Below are 25,298 nucleotides of genomic sequence, written 5' to 3'. Positions count from 1 at the left end.
CCATCACGCCTTTAAGAAAAGATAGAAAAATAAGGGTTTTGGAGTCCTCTGACAGCCAAGTGATAAGTAAACGTAAAAAATCCTCAAATTTCCGTTTTATTACGATCAGTCAAATGTTATAAAAAAGAAAGTTACTAACGCCATGGATGAACGACGATGTTTGAAAAAATTGCAGCGGCTCCCGCCGACCCTATTCTGGGCCTAACCGAAGAATTCAAGGCCGATGCCCGTGCTGAGAAAATCAATCTGGGTGTAGGTATTTACAAGGACGAATCCGGAAATACCCCTGTTCTGGCCACCGTTAAAAAAGCAGAAGCTGTTCTGCTGAAAAACGAGACCACTAAATCTTATCTGGCGATTCCAGGTACCCCTGAATACGGTCTGGCAGTGCAAAAACTGCTGTTTGGCGCTGATGCTCCAGTAATTGCAGACAAACGTGCACAAACTGCACAAGCTCCGGGTGGTACTGGCGCACTTCGTCTGGCGGCGGAATTCATTAAACGCCAGCTTGGCGACGTGAAAGTTTGGGTGAGCAACCCAACTTGGGCAAACCACAATGGCGTATTCGCAGCGGCAGGTCTGGAAGTCGCACAGTACAGCTACTACAACGCAGAAACCAAAGACATGGATTTCGACGCGATGTTGGCAGACCTGAAAACCGCAAGCGCTGGTGATGTTGTGCTTCTGCACGGCTGCTGCCACAACCCAACCGGTATCGACCCAGATGCTGGCCAATGGCAACAACTGGCAGCACTGGTGAAAGAGAAAGGTCTTCTGCCTCTGTTTGACTTCGCTTACCAAGGTTTTGCAAAAGGCGTTGAAGAAGACGCTGCAGGGCTGCGTATTTTCACTGAAAGCTGTTCAGAGCTTCTGGTCGCAAGTTCATTCTCGAAAAACTTTGGTCTGTATAATGAGCGTGTTGGTGCGTTTACATTGGTCGGTGAATCTGCCGAGCAAGCAGCAACTGCATTCAGCCAAGTGAAGAGCATTGCACGTGTTATCTACTCTAACCCACCAGCACACGGCGCTGCGGTAGTGACTGTTATCCTGAATGATGCCGCACTGCGTGCAGAGTGGGAGCAGGAAGTTGCAGACATGCGTGTTCGTATTCAAGCAATGCGCGAACTGTTTGTAGCAACTTTGAAAGAAGAAGGCGTAGACCGTGATTTCAGCTTCATCGAACGTCAAAACGGCATGTTCTCTTTCTCTGGCCTGACCAAAGAACAAGTGAATCAACTGAAAGAAGAGTTCGGTGTTTACATTGTTGGCTCTGGTCGCATCAGCGTTGCTGGTATGACCCGCTCAAACATGGGCCCGCTATGTAAAGGCATTGCTGCTGTTCTGAAATAGTCCGGAACGGTAGAGACAGAAAAAGCGCCAATTGGCGCTTTTTCTTTTTGATCTGCTTTATACCCAAATTTGTTAGCCGATGCCGTGAAGAAACTCTGCGCGAGTTGAAGCATTCGATTTAAATATGCCTCCCAAAGCAGTTGTCGTCGTCGCACTCGTCGCATCCATAACACCACGCGCTTTCACACAGTAGTGAGTAGCATTCATATGGACCGCTACGTTATCGGTTTCCAACAAGGTTTGCAGAGCCACCAAGATTTGACGGGTCAAACGCTCCTGAACTTGTGGCCGCTGGGAAAAGAAGCGCACGATGCGGTTAATCTTCGAAAGACCAATAATCTTGTTCTTAGGCAGATAAGCCACAGTACACTTACCGTCTATCGTGACCAAGTGGTGTTCACAGGTACTGGTCAGCGTAATGTCTTTCACCCGCACCATCTCGTCACAGCCCATCTTGTTGTCGATAACTGTGATTTTTGGGAAGTTGGTGTAATCAAGACCGGAAAATACCTCATCCACATACATTTTTGCTATGCGTATGGGTGTTTCTGTCAAACTGTCATCTTCTAAGTCGAGATCCATTGCAGTCAGAATCTCACGCATGTGGTATTCGATTTTCTCTTTCTTCTCTTGGGCGGTCATCGACGAACCGGCCTGCATCGGAGTCTCAATGCCACGTGCTATCAGCGCCTCACGGACCCGTTTTGCAGAATCGTTCAATGCTGTCATAGTCTTTCCTCGGATCGTTCCAATGTTATAGTTTTATTTATTACTCGCCTTTTGAGGACAAGGATCAATGTACTGTCAGAATTTTGAAGCATAACGTTAATGCCAAGAAAATTACACCTCGAATTGCGTGTGGGCATTAGTTTCCGCCCACAAAGTTTGCGATAATATCGCCTTTCTTCTATGAGCCGGGCGGAATACGCTCTGACATAAATCTCGTTGCCGCGATTGCGAGAGCCTAATGTACATCTCTAAATAGAGATCATAGGCTAAGCATCAAAGTTACGTCATATGACCTGACATTTGTAATCGGCTACAGTATTCAAAAATCGAAAGAGAGTTTTTATATGGATTGCTGCGACACGCCGGGATTAATGCCCGTTTCTGAGGCCATTACCACCCTTCTGGAGAACACGACGCCGCTCACAGAAACAGAAGTGGTCTCTCTCGTGAATGCGCAAAACCGCATTGCTGCGCAAGACATCTGCTCACCGTTAAACGTGCCTCCCTTTGCCAACTCAGCCATGGACGGATATGCGCTTCGCACCAGCGATCTGACAGAATCAAATACACTGACGTTGGCAGGCAAGTCATTTGCCGGTGTTCCTTTTGAAGGCGAATGGCCCAAAGGCAGTTGTATTCGCATCATGACGGGTGCAGAAGTACCAGAGGGCGCGGACGCCGTTATCATGCAAGAGCAAACGACGGTTCAGGGCGACCAGATCACGTTTACTGCATCAGCCCAGCCACAGCAAAACATCCGCCCGATTGGCGACGACGTTAAAGCGGGTGATGTCGTGATTCCTAAAGGCACCCTACTGACACCGCGTGAAGTACCCATGCTGGCGACACTTGGCATTGCTGACGTTACCGTTATACGTCGACCAAAAGTCGCCTTCTTCTCTACTGGAGACGAATTACGTCAGGTTGGTGAAACACTGGGCAAAGGTGAAATCTACGACAGCAATCGCTACACCATTCGTGCCATGCTGGAAAAAATGCATTGTGAAGCTATTGACCTTGGCGTTGTGCCGGATTGTCCTGAAAAGCTTCGCGAGACTTTCCTAAGTGCAGCTTCTCAAGCAGATGTCATCGTGACCTCCGGCGGCGTCAGCGTAGGTGAAGCAGATTACACTAAAGACATTCTGGATCAGGAAGGCGAAGTCGGTTTTTGGAAAATCGCTATCAAACCGGGTAAACCTTTTGCATTTGGTAACGTAAATAATTCCCTTTTCTGTGGCCTTCCAGGTAACCCAGTTTCTGTGCTCGTAACACTGCATGTATTGGTACAGCCATTGCTGGCAAAACTAGCTGGTCATACACAATGGCAACCAGCTATTAAACTGAAAGCCAAGGCCGAAACCCGCTTCAAGAAAGTACCTGGCCGTGCCGATTACCAACGCGCGATTTATCGCACGGATGAAAATGGCAACTTGCTGGTGTCTACAACAGGCAACCAAGGTTCAGGCGCATTCAGTTCTTTGTCTCTGGCGAACTGTTTTGCAGTACTTGAGCAAGATCGCAGTCATGTGGAAGTGGGAGAAACCGTCACAATTGAACCATTTAACGCTGTACTCAACTGAGGAAAAACGTGGATATTCTCTCTCCTGAAGAAGAACTCAGATATAACCGTCAGATCATTCTGCGTCAGTTTGACTTTGACGGTCAGGAAGCACTTAAAAAAGGCAGTATTCTGGTGTTGGGCGCTGGCGGCCTTGGTTGCGCCGCCACGCAGTACCTTACAGCCTCGGGGGTCGGAAAAATAACCCTTATTGATGATGACATCGTAGAGCTTTCCAACCTGCAACGACAGGTTCTCCACAATGACAGCACCATTGGCGTACTGAAAGTGGAATCTGCAGCAGCCAGCCTTCGTAAGATCAACCCACACACCAAGGTTGAAACCATAGCCAAACGGTTAAATGACGAAGCCTTACAAAAGCTAATACAGTCTCACGATTTGGTCATGGACTGCTCGGACAATGTTGAAACCCGGAATCAGCTAAACCATCTGTGCTTTAAATTGAAAAAGCCACTTGTGAGTGGCGCAGCCATTCGCCTTGAAGGTCAGATTGCAGTGTTTACTTATTCTGATGACGAACCCTGCTATCAGTGTTTGAGCGCCCTTTTTGGTGAACAATCCTTAAGCTGCGTAGAAGCTGGTATTCTAAGCCCAGTTATTGGTATCATAGGCGCTTGTCAGGCACTAGAAGCCATCAAACTTCTATCGGGTTTCGCCCCCCCTCCAACAGGAAAAGTGATGCTATACGACGCCTTGAGCAGTGAGTGGCGCGACTTCAACCTGCCTAAATATCCAACCTGTCCTGTCTGCAATACCTAACACATCCAGATTGATTTGCTGACACTTTTCTCAATTTCGAAAATTCTCTACTACATTTATAACAGCTTATGCTGCCTTAGCATATTAAGGCAGCCTTAATTCCTTGCAAGGGTCAACTGACCTTTGGTGATGGTTTTTGCAGCAAGGCTTAACCACCAAATGTCTATAGACCCTAGTATTTCACAGCGGGCGAAGTGATAGGACGATGATAAAAACCGTCTCGATAGTGCTTGTCATACTTGGAATGCTCGCCCTGATTTCGGCGCTCAAATCTTCGATCGCCCTATATCATCGAGATCGCCGCCCATCCACATTCAGCTTTATTCCCGTCATGCTTGGTTTCGTCTTGGGATACGTTACCTTCGTAGGCTTCCTGTCTCGACAGGCTGAAGCAACAATCATCGAGTTCATCGTCGCTGCAGTTTTTTTTGGCGGTGGCATATTTTGTGTAATGATCTTCAGTGTGGTTTCTCGAAGCATGGAGCGGATAGCCTTCGTTGAATTTCAGCGGCGTTACAACGAGTCCCATGATTCTTTGACGGAATTGCCGAACCGACGATTTTTACTAAAAACCATTGGTCAACAAATTATCGAGTGTAATATCTCTGAGCAGCGCTTTGCACTTATCATCATTGACATCAATAATTTCAACAACATCAATGAAGTCTTCAGCCACCAGAAAGGCGATGTACTGCTTGCCCAGTTTTCCTCCCGCTTAAAAGAGTTTGTTCAGGATGAAATATTTCTCGCCCGCTCCAGCGAGAATCGCTTCACCATGATTCTAAACGACCCTGAAAACATCAATATTGCCAAGCACATCGAGAACCTTCAGAGCTATCTTGACCACCCGCTGACGATCAATGATCACGATGTGAACTTAACGAACACAGTAGGTGTCGCCCTTTACCCAGAACATAGCCGTAATGCGGAAGAGATTCTCAAGCGCGCAGAAGTCGCCATGTACAACGCCAAACGTATTCAAGCACCGTACGCAATATATGAACCTTCCACGTCCAGCCATTTTTATGACCAAACAGAACTAGCTGACATGCTTCATAATGCCGTGGAGAGCATGGATTTCGAATTGCACTTTCAGCCAGTCATGAATGTGAAAAGCCCACATAACACAACGTTCGAGGCCCTAATTCGCTGGCCTCTTAGCGACGGTTACTGTGTGAGCCCAGACGATTTCATCCCCCTCGCCGAACAGACCAATACGATAAAAAAAATCACCCATTGGGTACTGGAAACCACATTAGCCCAACTGGCAGTCTGGCGCGACCAGTCCATCACTCCTCAAGTTCAAGTCAATCTGTCGGCAAAGGACATTGAAGACGATTCACTGGAACCGTATTTATCGAAACTGATCAGTCGTTACGCAGTCAATCCTGCCCAGTTAACGCTGGAAATTACAGAAACCAGCATGATGCAAAATCCCGCTAAAGCGCGTGTTGTGCTAGAGAAAATTAAAAAGTTAGGTGTATCGCTTAGTATTGATGACTTTGGTACCGGGTTTTCATCACTGTCGATTTTGAGCAACATGCCTATCGATGAGATTAAGATTGATCGTAGTTTTGTGACTGACCTTCTTTACAGTAGTAACCACGAAGCCATTGTTAGATCGACTATTTACCTGGCCCATAGCCTTGATTGCCGCGTGGTTGCGGAGGGCGTAGAAACCGAAGCCTTGGGAAAATATCTGGTATCAATTGGATGTGACAAGATTCAGGGATACTGGTATGGCCGCCCAATGAACCTTGCACAGACCGACGCTTGGCTCAATGAAACGTTATTGGTTAATTCGCGTGTAGCCAGCCAAAACTAGCAACCCATCTGCCCCAAAAAAGACCGCCCCATTCACTAATTTAATGATTTACCAGAGAATCATAGGTCCCATTTCTGACTTCTTCCCCCGTCATCAATGCTTAATTTAGTTGAAACATGAGTGTCATAAAAGAGACCTAAAGTTGCCATCGTTGACTCATACACGTCCTTCAAGAAAGGCAACGATTAAGGAAATCTATAATGAAATCAAAAGTACTCATGGCACTTTGTATGACTGGTGCGCTCGTTGCTCATTCTGCAACCGCTCAAGAAACAATCACCGTATCTGGCTCGACATCAGTAACAGAGGTCATGGAAGTTTTGGCTGAGACATACCATACCCAAAACAACAACACTTTTATCGAAGTACAAGGAACAGGCTCTTCCGCCGGTGTAAAAGCAGCGAAAAACGGGACCTCAATGTTCGGTATGGCATCACGTGAACTGAAAGACTCTGAAAAGGAGTCTGCATTAAAAGAAACTGTCATTGCGCGTGACGGCATTGCGGTTGTGGTAAACAACGCAAACACGCTGGACGATCTGACAATCGAAAACATCGCAAAAATCTACCGTGGCGAAGTACAGAACTGGTCTCAGGTTGGTGGCGAAAACAAACCAATCGTCGTCGTTACCCGTGATACAGCATCAGGCACCCGTGGCGCATTCGAAGACATCATGGGCTTGAAGCGTAAAGTTAACGGCATCAAAGTGTCTGCTATCTCCCAACGTGCTCAGGTAGGTAACGGTAACGGTGTTATCAAAACTATCATCGCAAACAATCCATTCGCAATTGGCTACATCTCTCTGGGTTCAATTGATGAATCACTGAAAGCAGTGAAAGTAAACGGTGTTAAACCAACATCTGAAGCTGTTGCAGCAGGCGATTACAAAGTGGCTCGTCCATTCCTGGTACTGAGCAAAGAGGGCAAACCTTCTCCAGCGGCCGACGAGTTTCTCAAATGGGTAGTATCAGCAGAAGGCCAGAAAATCGTTTCAAACCAAGGCTACGTGCCAGTTAAGTGATACCCCTTGGCCTGATGGTTTTCATCAGGCCGCTTTTCAAGAAGTTAAGCATTTCCCTACTGTCATCATGTGACACAAAGGACAGCAATTATGACCATCGCAACCGAACAATCTATCCAAATCCCCGCGGGTAAGCTGGGAACAGGCAAACGCCGAGACTGGCGCGAAGAAATCTTTCGCACGCTATTCCTGACAGCTGCAGCGCTGGGCGTGTTGTCTCTCGCGACCATCGGCTTCTTTATTTTCCGTGAAGGCCTCCCTGCTATTCAGGAGGCCGGTGTTACCGGTATCGTCACCGGCTCAGAATGGCTGCCACCCGCCCTTTACGGCATCGCGCCAATGATTGTGGCATCGCTGGCATCAACCGCAGGCGCTGTAGCGCTGGGCGTGCCAGTCGCGGTTTTAACCGCCGTATTTATCGCTGAAGTTGCCCCAAAATGGCTGGCAAACATCATCCGTCCAGCCGTTGAACTTTTGGCAGGTATCCCTTCTGTGGTATACGGCTTCTTCGGTCTGGTGATTATCGTTCCAATGATTCAGGACATCTTCAACGTTCCAGCGGGTAACACACTACTGGCAGGTATCATCGTTCTTGCCGTCATGATTCTGCCAACGGTTATCGCTGTCTCAGAAACGTCGCTGCGCGCAGTACCTAAGGCCTATAAAGAAGGCTCTCTGGCACTTGGTGCTTCGCCGATGTTCACCACCTTCAAATTGCTGGTGCCTGCTGCACGTTCAGGCATCATGACAGGCGTCATCCTTGGTATCGCCCGAGCTTTGGGTGAGACCATGGCCATTATCATGGTGATGGGTAATGCACCGGCTATGCCCAACGGTCTGCTCGAAACAGCACGTACCCTGACCGCCAACATCGCACTGGAAATGTCATACGCATCAGGTGTCCACGCCAGCGCTCTCTACGCAACAGGTATCGTACTTCTGGTCTTCATCATGATCCTGAACGCATCCCTACTTTACCTTAACTGTGAAAAAGCGAGGTAATGACCATGTTGACCCGTCAAATGAAAGACAAAATTTCACTGGTTACCGTTTGGGGCGCAGCAGCAATGACCGTGGGTTTCCTATTCTGGATTATCTGGTACATCCTGAGCAATGGCCTTCAATATGTGGACTGGTCATTTATCACCAGTGATTACACCCGCATTGGCGAAAAATCAGGTATCTGGCCGATGATTGTCTCCACCATTTATATGGTTATCGCATCTATCGCTATCGCCGCCCCTATCGGCATCATGACTGCAATTTATCTGACTGAGTACGCGAAAGTCGGCAGCCGTCTCGTGAAAGTCATTCGCTTCTGCACCGAATCTCTGGCGGGTATCCCGTCTATCATCTTCGGCTTGTTTGGTATGACATTTTTTGTTGCTGTGCTTGGCCTTGGCTTCTCCATTCTGTCTGGCGCACTGACGCTGAGCATTCTTATTCTGCCAGTGATTATCCGTACCACAGAAGAAGCGCTGATGGCAGTGCCTCAAACCTATCGAGAAGGCTCGTATGGTCTGGGCGCATCGAAAATCTACACTATCTGGAAACTGATTCTACCGAGTGCCATGCCGGGTATTGTTACTTCCATCATTTTGAGTGTAGGCCGGGTAATTGGCGAATCTGCACCGGTATTTCTGACAGCAGGTATGGTCGCACGTATCCCAGAAAGTGCGCTGGATTCAGGCCGCACATTAACCGTACACCTCTACAAATTAACCCAGGAGCTCTACACCATTCACGAATGGAACCAGGCGTATGCCACCGCGACAGTGCTGATTGTTGTCGTGCTGTTTATCAACATGCTGACCAAGATTATCGCCAGCAAATTTAGCAAGGCCACTTACTGAGCCCGGGAGAGAACACAATGATGACTGCAACTGCAATGAGCACAGCAAACAAATTCGATATCGAAAACCTGAACCTGTTTTATAACAACGGCGCAAACCACGCCTTAAAAGATATTTCCCTGCCTATCCCAATTAAAAAAGTCACAGCACTGATTGGCCCTTCTGGCTGCGGCAAATCAACACTGCTGCGTTGCCTGAACCGAATGAATGATTTAATTGAAGGTGTAAAAATTAACGGTCGCTTGGATATGGACAGCGAGAACGTTTACGGCAACATCGATATTGCCAGTCTCCGCATCAAGGTGGGAATGGTATTTCAAAAGCCAAATCCATTCCCCATGAGCATCTATGACAACGTGGCGTACGGTCTTCGCGCTCAGGGCGTGACTGACAAGAAAAGACTGGATGAAGTGGTTGAGAAAAGCCTGCGTGGTGCAGCACTTTGGGATGAAGTAAAAGACCGCCTCAAGTCCCACGCTTTCGGCCTTTCTGGCGGCCAGCAGCAACGTTTGTGTATTGCCCGCACCATTGCCATGGAGCCTGAGGTGATTCTAATGGACGAACCAACCTCAGCGCTCGACCCTATCGCCACCAAGAAAATCGAAGATTTGATGGAAGAGCTTAAGAAGAATTACACCATCGTCATCGTGACACACTCCATGCAACAAGCGCGTCGTATTTCTGACCGCACTGCCTTCTTCCTTATGGGCGAATTGGTAGAACATGACGAAACCGCTAATCTGTTTGCCAATCCTCGTGACGATCGCACCCGTGGTTATGTAAACGGCGATTTTGGTTAAAAGCCACGGAAATAGAACGACTATTCCTCATGAAATTTGCCTCGAATTGAACGCATTAATGACCTCTGAATACGAGCATCTTCAGGTTGTTTTGGTATAACAATCGCGATGGATTATTCCCCCGTCTAGCGGGGGATTTTTTATTTCTGCGTTAAAAATCCACCAGATCCAACTGGCTGATATTTATAAAATATCGATCTTTAGGTTAACAAATCGTTGAGACAATTCTTAAAACGAACAAACCTTGTCCAAGTTCCACAATTTAGTACTGATTTGACAGATTTCTGACTTGCTAAGCAACTAAGATTCATAATAATCGCGAAACCAAAATATTGAACCAAGCCAATCAGGCGCTGTCTCTACGTGACGAAATGTAGAAACACTCAGAGATCAATCTGGAGTTGATAATGAAAAAGATGGCAATCGCAATGCTGATCGCACCAGCAATTCTGGCAGGCTGTGCAACCAGCACTTCGGGCAAAGGTGACGCAATGGAAGTGTCTAAGGCAAACATGCAGCACCACAACTGGGTTTTAGAAAGCGTTGATGGTCAACCACTGAACCTGCCAGAAGGCTTTGCAGCACCTAGCCTCGAAATTGGTGAGTCATTCACTGCAAATGGCCATGGTGGTTGTAACCGCTACTTTGGTCAAGGAGAGCTGAAAGGCGACAAATTCCGCATCGACAAAATGGCAAGCACCATGATGGCGTGCCCTGAACCAGCAATGAAACTGGAAGGTGTCATGACGAATGTGTTGAGCGATTGGAGTGATGTGACGCTGACCAAACAAACTCTGGTTTTGGAAAACGGCGAGCACGTATTGTCTTTCCAACTGCGTGACTGGGTGAATTAATCCCACTAACCAGTGATTCAAACACCCGGTAAGCGACTTCGGGTGTTTCTAAAAGCCTCCTCCGGGAGGCTGAATGGTTTCGGGAATATAAACCCAGTGAAATTTACCTCTTCCCTCGGCCACGGCTTTCCCCAGTGCTATCTCACCATAGGCCAACACCTTAGACACTTCTAATGACCTTGCATCATTGATAGTGACACCACCTATCGAAATAGAAATAATCTGAGAGCCCACTTCTTTATCGAATGGTAGCCGCAAGATTTTTACTGCTTCTATACAAGCCTCTGCCAAAGGCCCGCCATCTTTGGTGTTAGGCATAAGCACGGCAAATGCTTCTCCGCTGTAGCGGGCAAGCAAGTCACCGGGACGCTTCATCGTATCTGAAATCGCCGAGCCGATAAGGCGTATCGCTTTGTCACCCGCCACCCTGCCATGTTTAGCGTTGTACTTCGACATATTGTCAATTTCAATGATCATCAGGCTGATATAGAGATTATCCCTTTGAGTCCGGCGGACTTCTGCTTCCACAGTCTGCTCGAAATAATCGCGGTTGTAATACCCTGTGAGCCCGTCACTTTTGGAAAGTTTTTCCAGCTTCTTATTCGCGTCTCTAAGCTCTCGTGTTTTCTCATCCACACGCCTTTGAATCGTCAAGGCGCGGTGTTGCAGCATGTACAATAGGTAGGCAAGTAGGGAAAATATCAACACACCGATAAAGAAAATAAGGTGCGGGAAAATGCTCATTCGTGAATGAACGTAGGAAGCAGAAGGTGTACCACGCAACGACCACTCGCGGCCGGCAAAGAAAATCGGGTCAGACTCATACGTCAAAGCTTCCACGGGCGGCTCTCCCAAGTCCACGACGTTGGAAAAAATCACATCACTTTGCTCTGATAAGCCTTTATCCACCAGCTCGAGATTAATCGATTCTTTAACCGTGTTGTTAATCGCCAAGTCGAAGATATCGGACACATCAAACAGAGCAACCAAGAATCCACGTAACGCGTCTTCCCTGTCTGCATCTGTTTCAGGATCGCCAAAAAACACTGGTAACAACATCAAAAAGCCACTGTGATCTTCAAATTCCCTTTTTAGGCGAATCGCAGGCGTGGCAATGGGTACGCCTCGGTACCAACTCATTTCCAGCGCGTCCTTCATTGAAGGACGGGATGCCAGATCAAACCCCAACACGTTTTGGTTTAGTTCATAAGGATGGATGTACCTGACGGGGAAGTAGCGATTGCGTTGAACGGCAGAAACAAGATTACCTTCCTCATTGAGTTCGACTATTTCAAACAAGGCAAATTCCAACGCAGCTTCTGCTTCATAGAGTTCCCGATCGCTTTCGTTGACAACTTCTGCCCACTCCATTGCATGGATGTTAGGGTGTCTATCCATGACGGCCTGAGAAAGGCTAACAAACACATTTTCATTAATGCCTTCATCCATCACAATCTGATTTCTCAAGGCATACATGAGCTCGATACCGATGTTAAGCTCACGTCCAAGCGAAAGCGCTGCATTCTCTACATCTTTCTGGATTTCATGTTCGATAGACTGTCGTTCTGACTGATACAAAGACATGGCAGCCAGGAACGAAAAAAACAGCCCAACAAAGACTGTAAGTATCGTTGAATATAAAACCCGCTTCGCCATCCCTTCATCGTCCCTGTTATGTGTTAACTAATTGTTGAACATAATCTTAGATCCCGCCAGCATTGGGCGTTCGATACGGGAAACTCGATGGTATAAATACGAAAAATCCGAACCAGGATTCAGGTTCGGATTTTTGCTTAATAGGATTATTGGGCAGTGGCACGAACATTTCTTGCAGCTTCGACCAAATTGGTCAATGCAGCTTCAACTTCTGTCCAGTTGCGAGTTTTCAAGCCACAATCTGGATTCACCCACAAACGCTGTTCAGGAATCGTTTTACGCGCTTTTTCTAGCAGCCCGACAATGCTTTCTACCGAGGGAATGTTTGGCGAGTGGATGTAATACACAACCGGGCCAATTTCATTCGGGTGAGCGAATTCTTCGAAAGCCTGCAGTAACTCCATGTCAGAGCGAGGTTTCGATGGTAATGACATTTGCGCCGAGCGCTGCAACCGATTCAATGATGTCATTGAACTCGCTGTAACACATATGAGTGTGTATCTGTGTATCCGATGCCGCACTTGCTGCAGAGACCTTAAATGCATTCACCGCCCAATCCAGATAGGTTTTCCAATCACTCGCCTTTAGCGGCATGCCCTCACGGATGGCCGATCAATCTGCACCCACTCAACACCTAGCGCTTTAAACTTGGTAAAAATCTTCTGATAAACGGAAAGTAGACGAGGAAGCAGATCCAGACGGTTAAAGCCTGATTCCTTTTCTTTACCCAGATAGAGATAAGAAATTGGCTCCATAATAACAGGCTTTACTTTGTGGCCAGACTTTTTGCCTCGTTGACCTCATCGAAAATTTGGCTCTAACTCAGATTGAATTCATCATCTTTTTTGAATTCAGGAACAATATAGTGGTAATTGGTATTAAACCATTTCGTCATGTCTGATGCCGCACAACTGCAACCCGTAGGGGCTTTACCACGGGCAATGCGGAACAAGGTATCCAAATCCGGATGACCATTGCGATGACGTTTTGGAATATGGCCTAAAGTCAGACTGGTTTGCAGTACTTAGTCGTACCAGCGAAGTCACCAAAAGGTCTGCGTCCTTTTGCATTTGCCAGTTTTGATGGCGAATAGTTGCACCCACATCAAGCAATCCCTGTTGGCTGATTTCACCTTTCCAGTAATGCTCGAGTGCAAATTTCAGTTCACGTTTGTTACCAATACGAGGGTAACCAAGAATATGCGTTGTGGTCATGGCACTTTGCTTTTTTTAGCCGTCCAGATGTTTACATGTCCACACTGATTCATTAGAGTGCATAAAACAAACTCAAATTGCTCAATCTGATATTGAGAAAAATTCATGCTAGAAGTAAAACACTTACGTACGTTGGCGGTTCTGAGAGATACAGGGTCGCTGACCTCAACCGCCACACAATTGTGTCTGACTCAATCCGCATTGAGTCATCAATTGAAGGACTTAGAGCAACGCATTGGTGCCCCATTGTTTCTGCGTAAAACCCGACCGGTACGTTTTACTGCTGAGGGTCAGGTGTTGTTGAAACTGGCGGATAACGTTCTGCCAAGACTTGCTCAGGCAGAAACCGAACTAGCCGCTTTGAAAGAGGATGCTCAGGGTCGGCTGCACATGGCGATTGAGTGCCACTCCTGTTTCCAATGGCTGATGCCCGCGCTCAAGGAATACAAAATCAGCTGGCCTCTCGTCACGCTGGATTTCTCATCAGGGTTTGGCTTTGAACCTTTACCCGCGCTTGCGGGTGGCGAGCTAGACTTAGTGATTACCTCAGATATCGCTCCGCGCAGCGAAATTCACTACGAAGCTCTCTTTGATTTCGAGATGCGATTGGTGTTGGCAGATACCCACCCGCTAGCAAAGAAAAAGCGTATTGAGCCAGAAGATTTGGCCGGTGAAACATTGCTCACCTACCCGGTTCAACGCCAAAGAATGGATGTGATTAAGCACTTTTTGCAACCAGCAGGCATAGAACCCGTCAACTTTAAGTCAGCAGATAACACCCTGATGCTGATTCAAATGGTAACGGCAGGTCTTGGTGTGGCGGCGCTACCCAATTGGGCAATCAGTGAGTTTTCAAGACAAGGGTTAGTCGTCGACAGGCCGCTGGGTAAAGGACTATGGCGACGTTTGTTTGCCGCCGTAAGAAACCAGGAGGCGCAGCGTCCTTACCTGCAGGCATTCTTTTCTACAGCCCGAAATCAGTGCCACACGCACCTGGAAGGAATCAAGCGCGTATAGTTATAGAGTCTGTTGGCCTTTGGTGATGATTTTTGCAGCGTTTGTGGGAAATTTCTGCTGTGTTATCAGCTTCTCATGTAGGCGAGCTACACATCGAAGCCTCTGCCTTGCATAAAATCCCCACAAACGCTGCCCGAAGGGTTCGACTGCGCGTCCCGTACTCTAAGCGTTTTATGCTTTGTTGAGGTGTATTTGCTTAGAATGACTAGGTGGCACACACCTCGCCGCGCCTAAAACGCTTATAGCGAGAACAAAATTTAACCACCAAAGACCAACAGCCCCCTAAGGACTATTTCTGGCGAAGTTGATTCACCAACGGATCGTAGTAGCACCCCATGGCATCGATTTTGGCTTGGAATTCCTGTAAGTCCAGATCAAATTGTGACACTAATTCATCCAATGAAGAGCATTCGAGGCGAAGCTTTTCATTGACAATGCCATACATAATGGCGCTATCGAGGTGAGCAAGGTTATGTATTTCCATGATGGTAGTCCTCGCGGATACATAACTAAAGCATAGAACGACTATTGCCCCCGCCAGAGAGAATCAGGCCATAAAAAGGCACTTCACGTGCCTATTTATTGTTGCTGAGACAGCCAGTTTTCCGGCTTCCACGCCAACTAGATCATCGTCGACAATGCCACGCCTGATGCGCACCCGATCACCACCAGTGAAACACAAAGCTGTGCGATATGTGGCGTTGTCTGGTGGAGTAGATGAGAAGCCCAAACCAACACTCCAGCCATTGCCAATCCAAGACTAACCAGCACCGAGTTAACAAGAGAATTAGCAACTTCCGGTTCCAGCATCATGCTGCTTACCGCCAATGTCACTGCAGTAAGCATCGCCGCAACAACACCAATCACTGGTAGGATACGGTGGAATGCCTGAAGACGGGAACGTGCCCTAACAAGCAGGCAATGTGCAGTGATGGCACCTACCAATAAAACCTGAGAAAGCATCATTAAGCTTGCCAACAAGCCTTGCTCGGTACCTGCCATCAGCAGTGCCAACACGCCAAAACCGTTTGATAGATGCAACAGTGGAACTGGGCCAGTTTGGCGGGTTTTACCCGACTTTGAACGGAAGGAAAAAAAGCCTAGGGTAATAAAAGGTAAGGCTGAAAATGGCGAGAAAGGAATGGTGATTGACCAGCCTGCAACCAAAAACCAGAAAGCCTTATGCAAACGTCCTCGCTGCCCTGGACAAATGTCCCCTTTCAGCAGAACTAAAGTCAAAACAGCTTGCGCCCCCAACACACCAGCAAGCGTTACGGCGCTAAAAATCTCGTACATCTACTATCACCCAGATCAAATGAGCACCGATTATATACCCAAACGTTCTGAATTCTTAATTTTCAGATTTTTCGGGAATAAAAACCATACCTTTTGTGCGTTAAAATGTTGAGACGCTCACAGAAATTGACCATTATTTTGCTTTCACCCGCATGAATATGTAACTGTTTTTATATAGGAGCTGCAAATATGAACGTGGTTCAAGATATTGCCCTAAAACAGTTAGTTTTCTGAGAAACCCTAAAACTTCAACAGGCAGGAAGTCACGTCCGGGATATGGAATTGTCCTTATCATATTACAAAGCCCAGTTGGGAGAACTGCTAACGGCCAAGCATCATGCATCAGCCTTTAGTACGACCCGAGCAACCTATTTGCGTATCCGCATTGTTGCCCTTTGCTACCTGTGGGCAGCATTGTGCATTCTGTGGATCCCTGTTGACGCCCTGCTTCTCGATCAAGCATCGGCTCCCCTTGCCATTCTCCGTCTCAAGCTTTCTGCCGTATTGTTTTTCATTGGTTGGTTGACAAGCCAACGCAGCACACTCAATGCCTGTCGAAATGCCATTTTTGCCCTTGTTGTCAGCCTAAATTTGTTTTATATGCTGACCAACCATGCACTAGGTTATCCGCACAGTATTGATGCCTTCAGTTACTGCTACAACTTGCTTCCCTTTGTTTATGTGGTGATCCTGACCATTCTCCCCCTGACAGTGAAAGAGTCAGTTTGCGTCATGCTAATTATCGCCGTGTCCCAAATTTATGTTGATGCGCAGAGCGGTGCTTTGTTGTCCTTCGAAACGTTTACTCTTTACTGGCTGCAGACCGTGATCGGCTTTCTGGTCATTTGGACGCAGACTTCCAAGTTACACATGATGCTCAGACTTTATCGACACGCGACGCTAGATCCTCTCACAGGTATCTACAACCGCCGGATGCTTCTCACGCTGGCCAAACGGGATTTTGAAAATACACGAACCAAGTCGCGTCCTTATTCTGTACTATTGATGGATCTAGATAGATTCAAACGCGTCAATGACAGATACGGCCATCATGCCGGGGATATTGTGCTTCAAGCATTCACTCAGGCGGTTCAGGAAACGCAGCGTAAAAGTGACATTTTCGGACGGTTTGGCGGAGAAGAATTTATTCTCTTTCTGCCAAAATGCAGCGCAGATAACGCCCAACATGTTGCCAATCGGATTATGGCTCTTATTCGAGATATGCGGATCGAAGTGGAAGGCTTGTCAGAGCCCCTGAAAGTGACAATCTCTATTGGAATTAGCACCAGCCTTTGCAAGGACGACGACCTATCTGTGATTCTTGAACAAGCAGATCAAGCTCTCTTTAAAGCCAAAAATTCGGGCCGAGATCAAAGCAGTACCTATGACCGAGTTGATGAGTTAATAGAAGAAGGCCAGAAGCGTCCTTGGCTGGAATTGGTGAACTGAGCCATCCGAAGTCTTGCGGGGTATTAACAAGGCTCCTGCAAAGAGACCTTTTTGTTTTTCGCACCAAGCAACTGAATCAACACAATGTTTGCTGCAGCCAGTGACAACGCACCAAATGTAACGGCATGCCAGCCCCCCATCTCCCAGCATCCGATGAGATAGAACCCCCCAAGACTGCCACCCACGTAATAGTGAACCAGATACAAAGCAGTCGCTGTCGCTTTTCCCTGCACAGCACGCCGACTGACCCACCCGTAAGCAAGAGAGTGAGTGAAGAATGCACCACCGCTCACAACCAGAAGACCAATGACCACTGCCGCCGAGTGCTCAATACTGGCAATGAGTACGCCCGTTAGCGTAACCAACGTGCCGATAGTCATACCCGTAATTGGTGAGTAACGGTTCGCCCAACGGCCGCTCAACGTTGAAGTTAACGTACCGGCCAGATAACAGATGAAAATGGCAGAAGCGATACTAACAGGCAGATCAAATGGAGCCTCAAGCAAGCGGAAGGTAGTAACAGAATAGATGTTCACGAATAGCGCAAAGTTGATCCCACCGACAACCATCGCCACCCAAAGAATCAGAGTTTTAATGTGTCGCCCGATACAGCGGAATTGCTTGAAGACAGAGTCTTGTGAGGCCGTAAATTGACTTTGAGGTGGCAGCAGGTAATAAACCAAAGCCATACCTAACGCAGTGAATGTAGCCATAGCAGCGACCGCACCTTCCCAGCCGAAAAAGTCTGCTAACGTACCGCCAGAAAGCCTACCGAAGATTCCGCCCAGTGAGTTTGCGCTGATGTATCCCCCAACAGCAACAACCAAAGCTCTTGGACTAAATTCATCCGCCATATAGGCCACCGCAACCGCAGCATAACCTGCCAGCGCGATACCCATTAAACCTCGAACCGCCACCAAGCCCCAAAATGAATCAATAAAAAGTGATAGCACGCCAACAAGTGGCATTAACACCAAGCTGAATAGCATTACCGGACGTCGCCCGACTTTTTCAGAAATGACTGCCCAGGGAATTAAGCTGACAGACAATCCCAATGTTGAAGAGGCTAAAAGCCAGTTGGCTTTGGTTGCTGTCACTTCAAATGCGCCTGCAAATACCGGCAGTAATGGCTGGAAAAGATAGAGATTACAGAACACAAGAAAAGAGCCAAATGACAATGCGAAGGCAGCTCTTCTGTATGCGGGAGTCTGTAATTCAATCATGATATTTTTCGCTGTTTTTTCTCAATACACAGTGAACTTATCAATACACCTATGATAAAAGAAGTATATTAAGTATATAGAGGTAAGATCTTTTATATATAACCAAGTCATTAGATTTGTCGCTACCTCACGAGCGCACAGCTTCCAAGAGGACGAATATGAGGAGTCGGAATGGACATTCGCCAATTGCGCTACTTCACCTGCGTGGCTGAGCAGAAGAACTTCACCCGTGCCGCGAGACAATTGAACATCGCCCAGCCCGCGCTCAGTATTGCAATTAAAAAGCTAGAACAGAGCATTGGCCTTCCACTGTTTGACCGCAATGAACGCCAGGTTCACCTAACGCATGAAGGCGAAGTTCTGTTAACCCATGCCCACCGCGTACTCCAACAGGTCGAAGACGCCAATACCGCCATGGCAGAACTTCGGGGATTACAAAAAGGCGAAGTCCGTGTCGGTGTACCTGGCATGCTTGGCTCTTACTTCTTTCCTTCTATTCTAATGGGCTTTAAAAGCCGTTACCCCGATCTCAAACTGAGTGTCGTCGAGGCAGGGACACAGTCGATTCGCCAAATGCTGTTGGATGGTGAGTTGGATATTGGCGTGATACACAACCAGGATGTTCCGCCAGCACTTGAAACGACATACCTGATTTCATCCCAAATGGTGGCAGTCACTTCAACAGACCATCCACTTGCTGAGAGACAATCAATTAGTTTTCAGGAGTTCTTCAATGAAGAATTGGTCATGTTCAAGAAAGGCTATTTTCACCGGGAGTTCATCGACCAGATTTGTGCCATTCACAAAATCTCTCCACAACTCTCATTTGAAACGAACCTGTTAGCCATGATTCTGAATATTGTCCGACACGGATTTGCCATCACCGCGCTGCTTGAATTAGTGACCGATCACGAGCCAGGATTAACGCCCATTCCTTTCGAACAGCCTGTGACACTAGACATTGCCATAGCTTGGCGTAAACATGGTTACCTATCTCTAGCCGACCGAGCCTTTATCGATTTCGTGCAAAACAATAAATAGGAAATCATGTGAATCACTATGCCTTTGGCGACAAAACAGCCCGCATTAACGTCTATGTAGAAAAAGCACCGCCATCTGAAGCATTGTGGGGAGACCTGCCCTCAAGCGGCAGTATCAAAATATTGGATGCTGGAGATATCAAATTACTTGGAGAAATCGGCGGAAATGGCTGGCGAAAAGTCTTCAACGTTTTCGCCAAATTGTTATGTGCTTTCCCAGAGCAATCGCCATTAAGGCCAAGAGGCTTTTCAAGCTGGCAAAGCTATAGGGACCAGGCCTTATTACAAAACGAAAGTAAAACTGCGCTCTTATTTGGTGAGTGGGATGTAGAAGAAAGAACAAAAAATGGGGGTATTCACGTCATTGCCGGACGCACTCATGCCCTAAATCTCGGCCTCTCAGAAAAATGCGTCTGGTTGAACAATGAGTTCGCCAAACATCCGTCGCTGCCTATATTTATCTGTCCGTATTTCGATTACAGACAGCTATCAAATAACAAAATTGACGTATTAGTGAACCTCGTCCGCAAGATAGACCTCTCTTGATGGCCCCATGAACGCATTCAACCGTGACAAACCCGACTCACCAGAGATCGCAACCAAAACATTATCGGAGCATGAGTAAAAGTTGCAATAACACGAAAGGTTTTGGGTGTTTTTTGTATCGTTCACTCTGTTAACATATGCACTTCTACACATTCTGTTAGGGACAGAGTACGAATGAAAATAACTAAGCCCCTTATCGTCAGTATTTCGCTTATCCCTTTTGCTGCACATGCTGGACTGGCCGATAAAGGTGGGCTCAGTGGTGAAATTTCCTTTATCGGGGGGATGACATCTACTGACTCCAATTTATCAACCAAAGGTCATGCTAAAAAGGACGCTCCCCTCAATTCTGAGGGAAGCCAAGAAACCGATTCTATCTTTGGTGTGCTTGGCGGTTTGTCATATACCTTCGGGCAAGGACTTGATAAGCAAATTTTCGTGGGTACCTCCCGCGACGATATCGCCGTGGGTACCATTGCAATGGAATTGGGCTACCGCCAAGCGTTGGATTCAGGAACAAGAGTATCCGTTTCTTACCTACCAACTGTATTAGCCACAGATGTCTGGAAAGACCCATTTGCGGTTGGAACACCTAGAAGTAAGACAGAAAAATCCGGCGACGCATACCGTCTGCAACTGGATCGTATTGGCGGTTCCATGCTTTCTCTGGATATCGCTTACGCTCAAACCGATATCGAACACGAACAAAGTGGTCGCTCGCTTGGGCTTTCAACTAATGACCAGCAGAGCCTTAAACGCAGTGGTGACACCTTCTACTCCAAATTGAGTTACCGACAATTCCTGGGTAAAGGATTGGGCATTACGCCAGCATTCATATATATGAATAATGAATCTGACGGGGACGCCATGTCTCACCAATCTTACGGTGGAGAACTAAGCTACTTCAGCTTCGCAGGTCGCAATAAAATCGTACTAACGGGTAAATACCATTCCCGCGATTACGATGCACCTCATCCTATCTTTGGTGCAGTCCGCCATGACAGAGAATACAGCGCTTTTCTAGCCTACGAATACGCACACTTATTTGAAGTTCAGCCGCTTTCATTCGTGACTCTGGCAGGCTACAACAATACAGATTCAAACATCGATTTTTACAACGCCAGTGAACTCTTTGGCTCAGTCGGCGTCACATATCGATTCTAACCATCCATCTCTCTACTTGACGCCATCTTACTATAATGTAAGGTGGCGTTTTTTATTCATGTAGGAAAATACACGCACAAATATAAATTTCACAAATGATTGAATTAAATGAAATTAACCACACTTATAGGCCTATTTTGCAATTGCATTATGAAAATCATTTTGCAATAAGACGGTAAACCTAGGCACTACTAAAATATGTCAACAGATGAACATTAACCTATTGATATATCTGTTTTTTAGGAATCTCTTAGAAAAGTTGGCCTGTACGTTGCTTCAGACAAAACGGTACAACGTAGCGTAACAAGGAGTGACGAGCGACAACGAATGGATACTGGTAGCGTGCAGAAAAACAATTTAGAGAAGTGAGTTGAGGAGCTTTGTATGATTTGCATGAACAAACACGGTGAGCTTATCCAACTGCAGTACCACAAGAAATGCCCGGTAAAAGGGTCGGTATATGTTAAGTATCTTGACGGACTAAAGAAAGGTAATTTCTACATTGAGTTGGAACCGGACTCACTCGTTAAGGTAACGGTTCACTAAGCAATTACGCTGTATTTGAAAGATCGCGATATAACGCGATGACCTTAACAACGGACAGGGCCTTCCAATTCTTTTTTATTCGTTATGAAGGCCCTTACCACTCACGCACATTCCACTGTTTTCCCGCCCCTATAAAAGCTTTAGTCTGTATTTTTTGAGATAGTTTAAGCTCAAATACAGACACGAATCTCCAAACGGCGAGAACAAAAATTAGGGGTGAGCAATGCTTATTCCTCTGTCGTGAACTCACTCGTTGGAATGCGGTCATGGAGCTCTGTCATCTGCACCACATACTACACTCTCATCACGTCCATACGAACCCCAAAAGACAAAACCTACAATAAGTACAAACAAAGACGATGTGTAAAATTAAATGACAATTTTGTCTCTTTTTAAATGCATATTGTTAATTTATTTTAACTTCAAATATGAAACATAACAATCAAAGCTAAAACTATCAGTGACCAACCGCTTGATAGTTGTTGAGCTTAAGGGAGGGTCAACCTAGGACAATCGTTTGGGGAAAGCATCGTGGATAAAATCAAGAGATTAAGAAGAGACGTGTTTTTCATGGCGATAAAAGAGTCGTTTATCAGCACAGTCCCCTATTTAGTTATATCCTCCATTATCGTTCTGATAAACCAACTATTACTCTTAACAGGCTTGAGTTCGTCATTTATCAATAACGCACTGCTCTCGAAAATCATAGGCTACATGAGCAATTTCTTTCCCGTCATTTTAATGACATCAATCGCGTTCCACTTTTCAAAACGCAATAACATAAACAATATATTTATCATCACGTTATCATTCGCTATTTTTATCACCATTGAGTCCATAATAAATGCTCACAACTCTCAATCGCTACTGAATGAAGCTGGCGTTTCTTTCTTTATGCTTATCATTCCTATCGTCTCTATCGTACTGTTCAATATCATCCCTAAATTTGAAAAAGACCTGAAGTTGTCAAACGGTCAGCTTAGTCACGTCTTTTTCCACCTAAAACCATTTGTCATCATCTATTTTTTCTCGATTGTGACTTATTTAATCGTGTTGAAAGGGCTAGAAACTATTGCAAGCAGTATCAACTTCAGCTTTTTGGATCTTGACCTTTTGTCGGTTATGGCACTAAGAACACTAGGCTCACAAATTCTCTGGTTTTTCGGGGCTCACGGTCCCAACACACCCTCCATCATCGAGCCTAACGACAGCATCAATAACATCCTTATTAACAATGTTTCGTATCAAGCTTTTTATGATGTATTCATCGTATTCGGCGGTTCAGGGGCAGGGCTATCACTCATTCTTGCGGCACTGATATATTCAAAGAGCAAACATATCACCCAAATATCCAAAATCTCGCTCCCATTTGCTATTTTCAATATCAATGAGACACTCATTTATGGACTTCCCATTGTCCTTAACAGGTTTCTACTTATCCCCTTCATCACCATTCCACTGCTTAATATTGCTATCGCTTTCTTCTTTCTAGACTTCTTCGGCATTACTTTCGTCAACAACCAGGTTTCCTGGATTACACCGATATTTATCAATGCATTCATCGCCACAGGAGGTAACGGAAGCGCCCTCCTCCTTCAAGTGGTGCTCGTTGTCGTTGGTATCATTGTTTACACACCGTTTATCAAGCGATATTCATTGGCACAGTCTTCTTCAAACCACGTTGAAAACCTTAAAAATAATCTGGAAATGATAGAGCTGATGGAGTCAACCGAGGGGATTAAATCAAATATTTCAGAATCCAAAATCATCAAATCCAATCTGGAAGTCGATAAAATTATCAACTTCATAAGCTCAAATAAGCTCGCCGTCCACTACCAACCCAAAATCGATATCATTGATCAACATTGCAGTTCCTATGAAGCACTGCTCAGAATTCGAAAGGACGACGGAACAATCTCTGGCCCGTTCTTCCTTGAGTCACTTGAACTCGCAGGCTTAGCAAGCATCATTGATCTTTGGGTATGTAGAGAATTGAAAAAGCACTATCAAATATGGCAACTCAGCGGTTTCAACCCTAAGGTTGCTATCAATATTCACCCTGACACCATGACTGATAACAAAGCCATAGGATTAATTATCAATGAACTAAAAGGGCTAAATGTAGAGTTCGAAATTATTGAGCGTGAATCAGTAAAAAGCCCAAGTTCTATTTCTAACATTATGCGACTCCACGATAGTGGATTTGATATTTCACTTGATGATTTCGGCGTTGGCTACAGCTCCTTTGAAACGCTTACTTTCCTTCCAATGAACACCGTTAAGATTGATAAATCACTGATCGACAATATTGAATCAGAAAAGGGATATCACATCTGCAAAAACATCTTTACCATGTGTAATGACCTCGGACTAACCTGCGTGGCTGAAGGCGTAGAAAAAGATATCCAGTACCTTAAATTAAAAAGCATGGGCGTGAGATATATCCAAGGCTTCTACTTCGAAAAAGCGCTGCCTTTCAATCGAATAGATAGGTATAAGCCCACATTCAAGGTATTCGATTTTTACCAGAAAACCGCGAGCTGAGAGTTTGCGCTCAGCCACATTGCTGAAAGTCCCCTTCTCTTTTGGGAGTATCGTGTGAAAGGGCCAATTTGTAGAAATTAACATTATTGATACATACAGTGTATGCAAAGTTGTTGGACAGTAACCGAAGAGCCGTACTAGTGCGGTATTCGTTATGTATCACCGACCTTTTTGAATGGAAAGGTGAATACAGGGAATCATCGAATGGAATTAAAGTGTCACTGCGGAAACGTTAGAGAAGTGGACCCCATTGGTTGGACACACAAGCTAATTTTTTAAGTGTTTGATCCCGCTCATGCTGCGTATCTTTGCCTGCCGAAGTAGGCTTCATCAGGAGTAAGGTCATTGAGTCCCTGATGGTTACGCTCTTCGTTATAGAACACCATGTAGTGGCCGATTTCAAGTTCAGCTTCTCGGGGGGTGGTATAGGCTTTTAAGTAAACCTCCTCATATTTCAAGCTACGCCATAATCGCTCGATGAACACGTTGTCGACCCAGCGTCCTTTCCCATCCATGCTTATCCGTACATCATGGTCGATTAATCTCTGAGTAAACTCAGCGCTAGTAAACTGGCTGCCTTGATCTGAATTGAAGATATCGGGCGGCCCGTAGTGTTGCAGTGCGTCTTCGAGAGCCTCAATGCAAAAGCTTGTATCCATCGTATTCGACAAGCGCCAAGCCAGTACTTTGCGGCTATACCAGTCGATAATGGCCACCAGATACAGGAACCCCTTCGCCATGGGGATGTACGTGATGTCAATCGCCCAAGCTTGGTTTGGATAAGTGACATCGATATCACGCAGCAGGTAGGGATAAACCTTGTGTGCTTTGT

22 protein-coding genes and 1 pseudogene are annotated in these 25,298 nt (G+C 46.2%); 16 read left to right on the top strand and 7 right to left on the bottom strand.

Annotated elements, in window-relative coordinates:
* Positions 1-156 precede the first annotated feature (156 nt).
* The gene (locus GMA8713_RS17135; RefSeq protein WP_062712599.1) at positions 157-1,350 is read left to right on the top strand and encodes an amino acid aminotransferase; all 1,194 of its coding nucleotides are present in this window, start codon (positions 157-159) and stop codon (positions 1,348-1,350) included.
* 72 nt (positions 1,351-1,422) lie between these two features.
* Here GMA8713_RS17135 and folE read toward each other — a convergent pair whose 3' ends face one another.
* Entirely contained in the window at positions 1,423-2,079 is a 657-nt protein-coding gene (gene folE, locus GMA8713_RS17130) for a GTP cyclohydrolase I FolE (protein WP_062712598.1), read from the bottom strand.
* A 344-nt stretch (positions 2,080-2,423) separates the two neighbouring features.
* Here folE and moeA point away from each other — a divergent pair, with 344 nt between their 5' ends.
* From moeA to GMA8713_RS17090, 8 genes are all read left to right on the top strand, one after another.
* Positions 2,424-3,659 carry a molybdopterin molybdotransferase MoeA gene (moeA, locus tag GMA8713_RS17125; RefSeq protein WP_062712597.1) on the top strand — a complete coding sequence of 412 codons (1,236 nt, stop codon included), beginning with the start codon at positions 2,424-2,426 and terminating at the stop codon, positions 3,657-3,659.
* 8 nt (positions 3,660-3,667) lie between these two features.
* Positions 3,668-4,417 (top strand): molybdopterin-synthase adenylyltransferase MoeB, encoded by a 750-nt coding sequence (moeB, locus tag GMA8713_RS17120; RefSeq protein ID WP_062712596.1) that lies wholly within the window; start codon positions 3,668-3,670, stop codon positions 4,415-4,417.
* A 205-nt stretch (positions 4,418-4,622) separates the two neighbouring features.
* Complete coding sequence (locus tag GMA8713_RS17115; RefSeq protein ID WP_062712593.1) at positions 4,623-6,242, top strand: putative bifunctional diguanylate cyclase/phosphodiesterase; 1,620 nt, start codon at positions 4,623-4,625, stop codon at positions 6,240-6,242.
* Positions 6,243-6,442: 200 nt separating this feature from the next.
* Positions 6,443-7,264, top strand: coding sequence for a phosphate ABC transporter substrate-binding protein (locus tag GMA8713_RS17110; protein WP_062712591.1), 822 nt, complete (start codon positions 6,443-6,445; stop codon positions 7,262-7,264).
* 90 nt (positions 7,265-7,354) lie between these two features.
* Positions 7,355-8,266: a phosphate ABC transporter permease subunit PstC gene (pstC, locus tag GMA8713_RS17105; RefSeq protein ID WP_062712590.1), complete on the top strand. Its 912-nt coding sequence runs from the start codon at positions 7,355-7,357 to the stop codon at positions 8,264-8,266.
* Between the two features lie 5 nt (positions 8,267-8,271).
* A complete protein-coding gene (pstA, locus tag GMA8713_RS17100) occupies positions 8,272-9,117 on the top strand; it encodes a phosphate ABC transporter permease PstA (protein WP_062712648.1) in 846 nt (281 codons plus the stop codon).
* Positions 9,118-9,152: 35 nt separating this feature from the next.
* Positions 9,153-9,917 carry a phosphate ABC transporter ATP-binding protein PstB gene (gene pstB, locus GMA8713_RS17095; protein WP_232314468.1) on the top strand — a complete coding sequence of 255 codons (765 nt, stop codon included), beginning with the start codon at positions 9,153-9,155 and terminating at the stop codon, positions 9,915-9,917.
* Between the two features lie 407 nt (positions 9,918-10,324).
* A complete protein-coding gene (locus GMA8713_RS17090; protein ID WP_062712586.1) occupies positions 10,325-10,771 on the top strand; it encodes an META domain-containing protein in 447 nt (148 codons plus the stop codon).
* Between the two features lie 48 nt (positions 10,772-10,819).
* On the opposite strand, the gene GMA8713_RS17085 is transcribed toward GMA8713_RS17090, so the two are convergent.
* Both GMA8713_RS17085 and GMA8713_RS26895 read right to left on the bottom strand, forming a co-directional pair.
* The gene (locus GMA8713_RS17085; protein ID WP_062712583.1) at positions 10,820-12,427 is read right to left on the bottom strand and encodes a CHASE domain-containing protein; all 1,608 of its coding nucleotides are present in this window, start codon (positions 12,425-12,427) and stop codon (positions 10,820-10,822) included.
* Between the two features lie 146 nt (positions 12,428-12,573).
* Positions 12,574-13,641 (bottom strand): annotated as a pseudogene (locus GMA8713_RS26895) (hypothetical protein).
* A 105-nt stretch (positions 13,642-13,746) separates the two neighbouring features.
* Here GMA8713_RS26895 and metR point away from each other — a divergent pair.
* Positions 13,747-14,658: an HTH-type transcriptional regulator MetR gene (metR, locus tag GMA8713_RS17065; RefSeq protein WP_062712570.1), complete on the top strand. Its 912-nt coding sequence runs from the start codon at positions 13,747-13,749 to the stop codon at positions 14,656-14,658.
* Between the two features lie 289 nt (positions 14,659-14,947).
* Here metR and GMA8713_RS17060 read toward each other — a convergent pair whose 3' ends face one another.
* Together GMA8713_RS17060 and GMA8713_RS17055 are read right to left on the bottom strand one after the other, a co-directional pair.
* Positions 14,948-15,142 (bottom strand): DUF4250 domain-containing protein, encoded by a 195-nt coding sequence (locus GMA8713_RS17060; protein WP_062712567.1) that lies wholly within the window; start codon positions 15,140-15,142, stop codon positions 14,948-14,950.
* 137 nt (positions 15,143-15,279) lie between these two features.
* Positions 15,280-15,954, bottom strand: a complete 675-nt coding sequence (locus tag GMA8713_RS17055) for an HI_1241 family integral membrane domain (RefSeq protein WP_062712564.1) — start codon at positions 15,952-15,954, stop codon at positions 15,280-15,282.
* A gap of 276 nt (positions 15,955-16,230) precedes the next feature.
* Between GMA8713_RS17055 and GMA8713_RS17050 the strand changes: the two genes are divergently transcribed.
* Positions 16,231-17,403, top strand: a complete 1,173-nt coding sequence (locus GMA8713_RS17050; RefSeq protein WP_062712561.1) for a GGDEF domain-containing protein — start codon at positions 16,231-16,233, stop codon at positions 17,401-17,403.
* Positions 17,404-17,426: 23 nt separating this feature from the next.
* On the opposite strand, the gene GMA8713_RS17045 is transcribed toward GMA8713_RS17050, so the two are convergent.
* A complete protein-coding gene (locus GMA8713_RS17045; protein ID WP_062712558.1) occupies positions 17,427-18,626 on the bottom strand; it encodes an MFS transporter in 1,200 nt (399 codons plus the stop codon).
* A gap of 171 nt (positions 18,627-18,797) precedes the next feature.
* On the opposite strand from GMA8713_RS17045, the gene GMA8713_RS17040 reads away from it, so the two are divergent.
* The 5 genes from GMA8713_RS17040 to GMA8713_RS17025 all read left to right on the top strand — a co-directional run bounded on the left by GMA8713_RS17040 (position 18,798) and on the right by GMA8713_RS17025 (position 24,466).
* Positions 18,798-19,667, top strand: a complete 870-nt coding sequence (locus tag GMA8713_RS17040) for a LysR family transcriptional regulator (RefSeq protein WP_062712555.1) — start codon at positions 18,798-18,800, stop codon at positions 19,665-19,667.
* A gap of 8 nt (positions 19,668-19,675) precedes the next feature.
* Positions 19,676-20,212 (top strand): DUF6942 family protein, encoded by a 537-nt coding sequence (locus GMA8713_RS17035; protein ID WP_157515662.1) that lies wholly within the window; start codon positions 19,676-19,678, stop codon positions 20,210-20,212.
* 174 nt (positions 20,213-20,386) lie between these two features.
* Positions 20,387-21,376 (top strand): DUF2860 family protein, encoded by a 990-nt coding sequence (locus tag GMA8713_RS17030; RefSeq protein ID WP_062712548.1) that lies wholly within the window; start codon positions 20,387-20,389, stop codon positions 21,374-21,376.
* A 384-nt stretch (positions 21,377-21,760) separates the two neighbouring features.
* Complete coding sequence (locus tag GMA8713_RS27760) at positions 21,761-21,922, top strand: hypothetical protein (RefSeq protein ID WP_002535001.1); 162 nt, start codon at positions 21,761-21,763, stop codon at positions 21,920-21,922.
* 531 nt (positions 21,923-22,453) lie between these two features.
* Positions 22,454-24,466, top strand: a complete 2,013-nt coding sequence (locus GMA8713_RS17025) for an EAL domain-containing protein (RefSeq protein ID WP_062712545.1) — start codon at positions 22,454-22,456, stop codon at positions 24,464-24,466.
* Between the two features lie 293 nt (positions 24,467-24,759).
* Here the strand turns inward: GMA8713_RS17025 and GMA8713_RS17020 are convergent.
* Positions 24,760-25,298 (bottom strand): IS3 family transposase (locus GMA8713_RS17020; RefSeq protein ID WP_062705098.1); only part of this gene is annotated, 539 nt, incomplete at its 5' end.

Source organism: Grimontia marina (genome assembly GCF_900060185.1).
Taxonomy (GTDB): domain Bacteria; phylum Pseudomonadota; class Gammaproteobacteria; order Enterobacterales; family Vibrionaceae; genus Enterovibrio; species Enterovibrio marinus.
This window is presented reverse-complemented; position numbering and strand designations above follow the sequence as displayed.

Bases quoted from the DNA above. Each gene is read 5' to 3' on its own strand.
- GMA8713_RS17115 (WP_062712593.1), top strand. From the start codon at position 4,623: ATGATAAAAACCGTCTCGATAGTGCTTGTCATACTTGGAATGCTCGCC.
- GMA8713_RS17045 (WP_062712558.1), bottom strand. From the start codon at position 18,626: ATGATTGAATTACAGACTCCCGCATACAGAAGAGCTGCCTTCGCATTG.
- moeA (WP_062712597.1), top strand. From the start codon at position 2,424: ATGGATTGCTGCGACACGCCGGGATTAATGCCCGTTTCTGAGGCCATT.
- metR (WP_062712570.1), top strand. From the start codon at position 13,747: ATGCTAGAAGTAAAACACTTACGTACGTTGGCGGTTCTGAGAGATACA.
- GMA8713_RS17040 (WP_062712555.1), top strand. From the start codon at position 18,798: ATGGACATTCGCCAATTGCGCTACTTCACCTGCGTGGCTGAGCAGAAG.
- pstA (WP_062712648.1), top strand. From the start codon at position 8,272: ATGTTGACCCGTCAAATGAAAGACAAAATTTCACTGGTTACCGTTTGG.
- GMA8713_RS17060 (WP_062712567.1), bottom strand. From the start codon at position 15,142: ATGGAAATACATAACCTTGCTCACCTCGATAGCGCCATTATGTATGGC.
- GMA8713_RS17030 (WP_062712548.1), top strand. From the start codon at position 20,387: ATGAAAATAACTAAGCCCCTTATCGTCAGTATTTCGCTTATCCCTTTT.
- folE (WP_062712598.1), bottom strand. From the start codon at position 2,079: ATGACAGCATTGAACGATTCTGCAAAACGGGTCCGTGAGGCGCTGATA.
- GMA8713_RS17090 (WP_062712586.1), top strand. From the start codon at position 10,325: ATGAAAAAGATGGCAATCGCAATGCTGATCGCACCAGCAATTCTGGCA.
- GMA8713_RS27760 (WP_002535001.1), top strand. From the start codon at position 21,761: ATGATTTGCATGAACAAACACGGTGAGCTTATCCAACTGCAGTACCAC.
- GMA8713_RS17085 (WP_062712583.1), bottom strand. From the start codon at position 12,427: ATGGCGAAGCGGGTTTTATATTCAACGATACTTACAGTCTTTGTTGGG.
- GMA8713_RS17050 (WP_062712561.1), top strand. From the start codon at position 16,231: ATGGAATTGTCCTTATCATATTACAAAGCCCAGTTGGGAGAACTGCTA.
- GMA8713_RS17055 (WP_062712564.1), bottom strand. From the start codon at position 15,954: ATGTACGAGATTTTTAGCGCCGTAACGCTTGCTGGTGTGTTGGGGGCG.
- GMA8713_RS17110 (WP_062712591.1), top strand. From the start codon at position 6,443: ATGAAATCAAAAGTACTCATGGCACTTTGTATGACTGGTGCGCTCGTT.
- pstB (WP_232314468.1), top strand. From the start codon at position 9,153: ATGAGCACAGCAAACAAATTCGATATCGAAAACCTGAACCTGTTTTAT.
- GMA8713_RS17135 (WP_062712599.1), top strand. From the start codon at position 157: ATGTTTGAAAAAATTGCAGCGGCTCCCGCCGACCCTATTCTGGGCCTA.
- pstC (WP_062712590.1), top strand. From the start codon at position 7,355: ATGACCATCGCAACCGAACAATCTATCCAAATCCCCGCGGGTAAGCTG.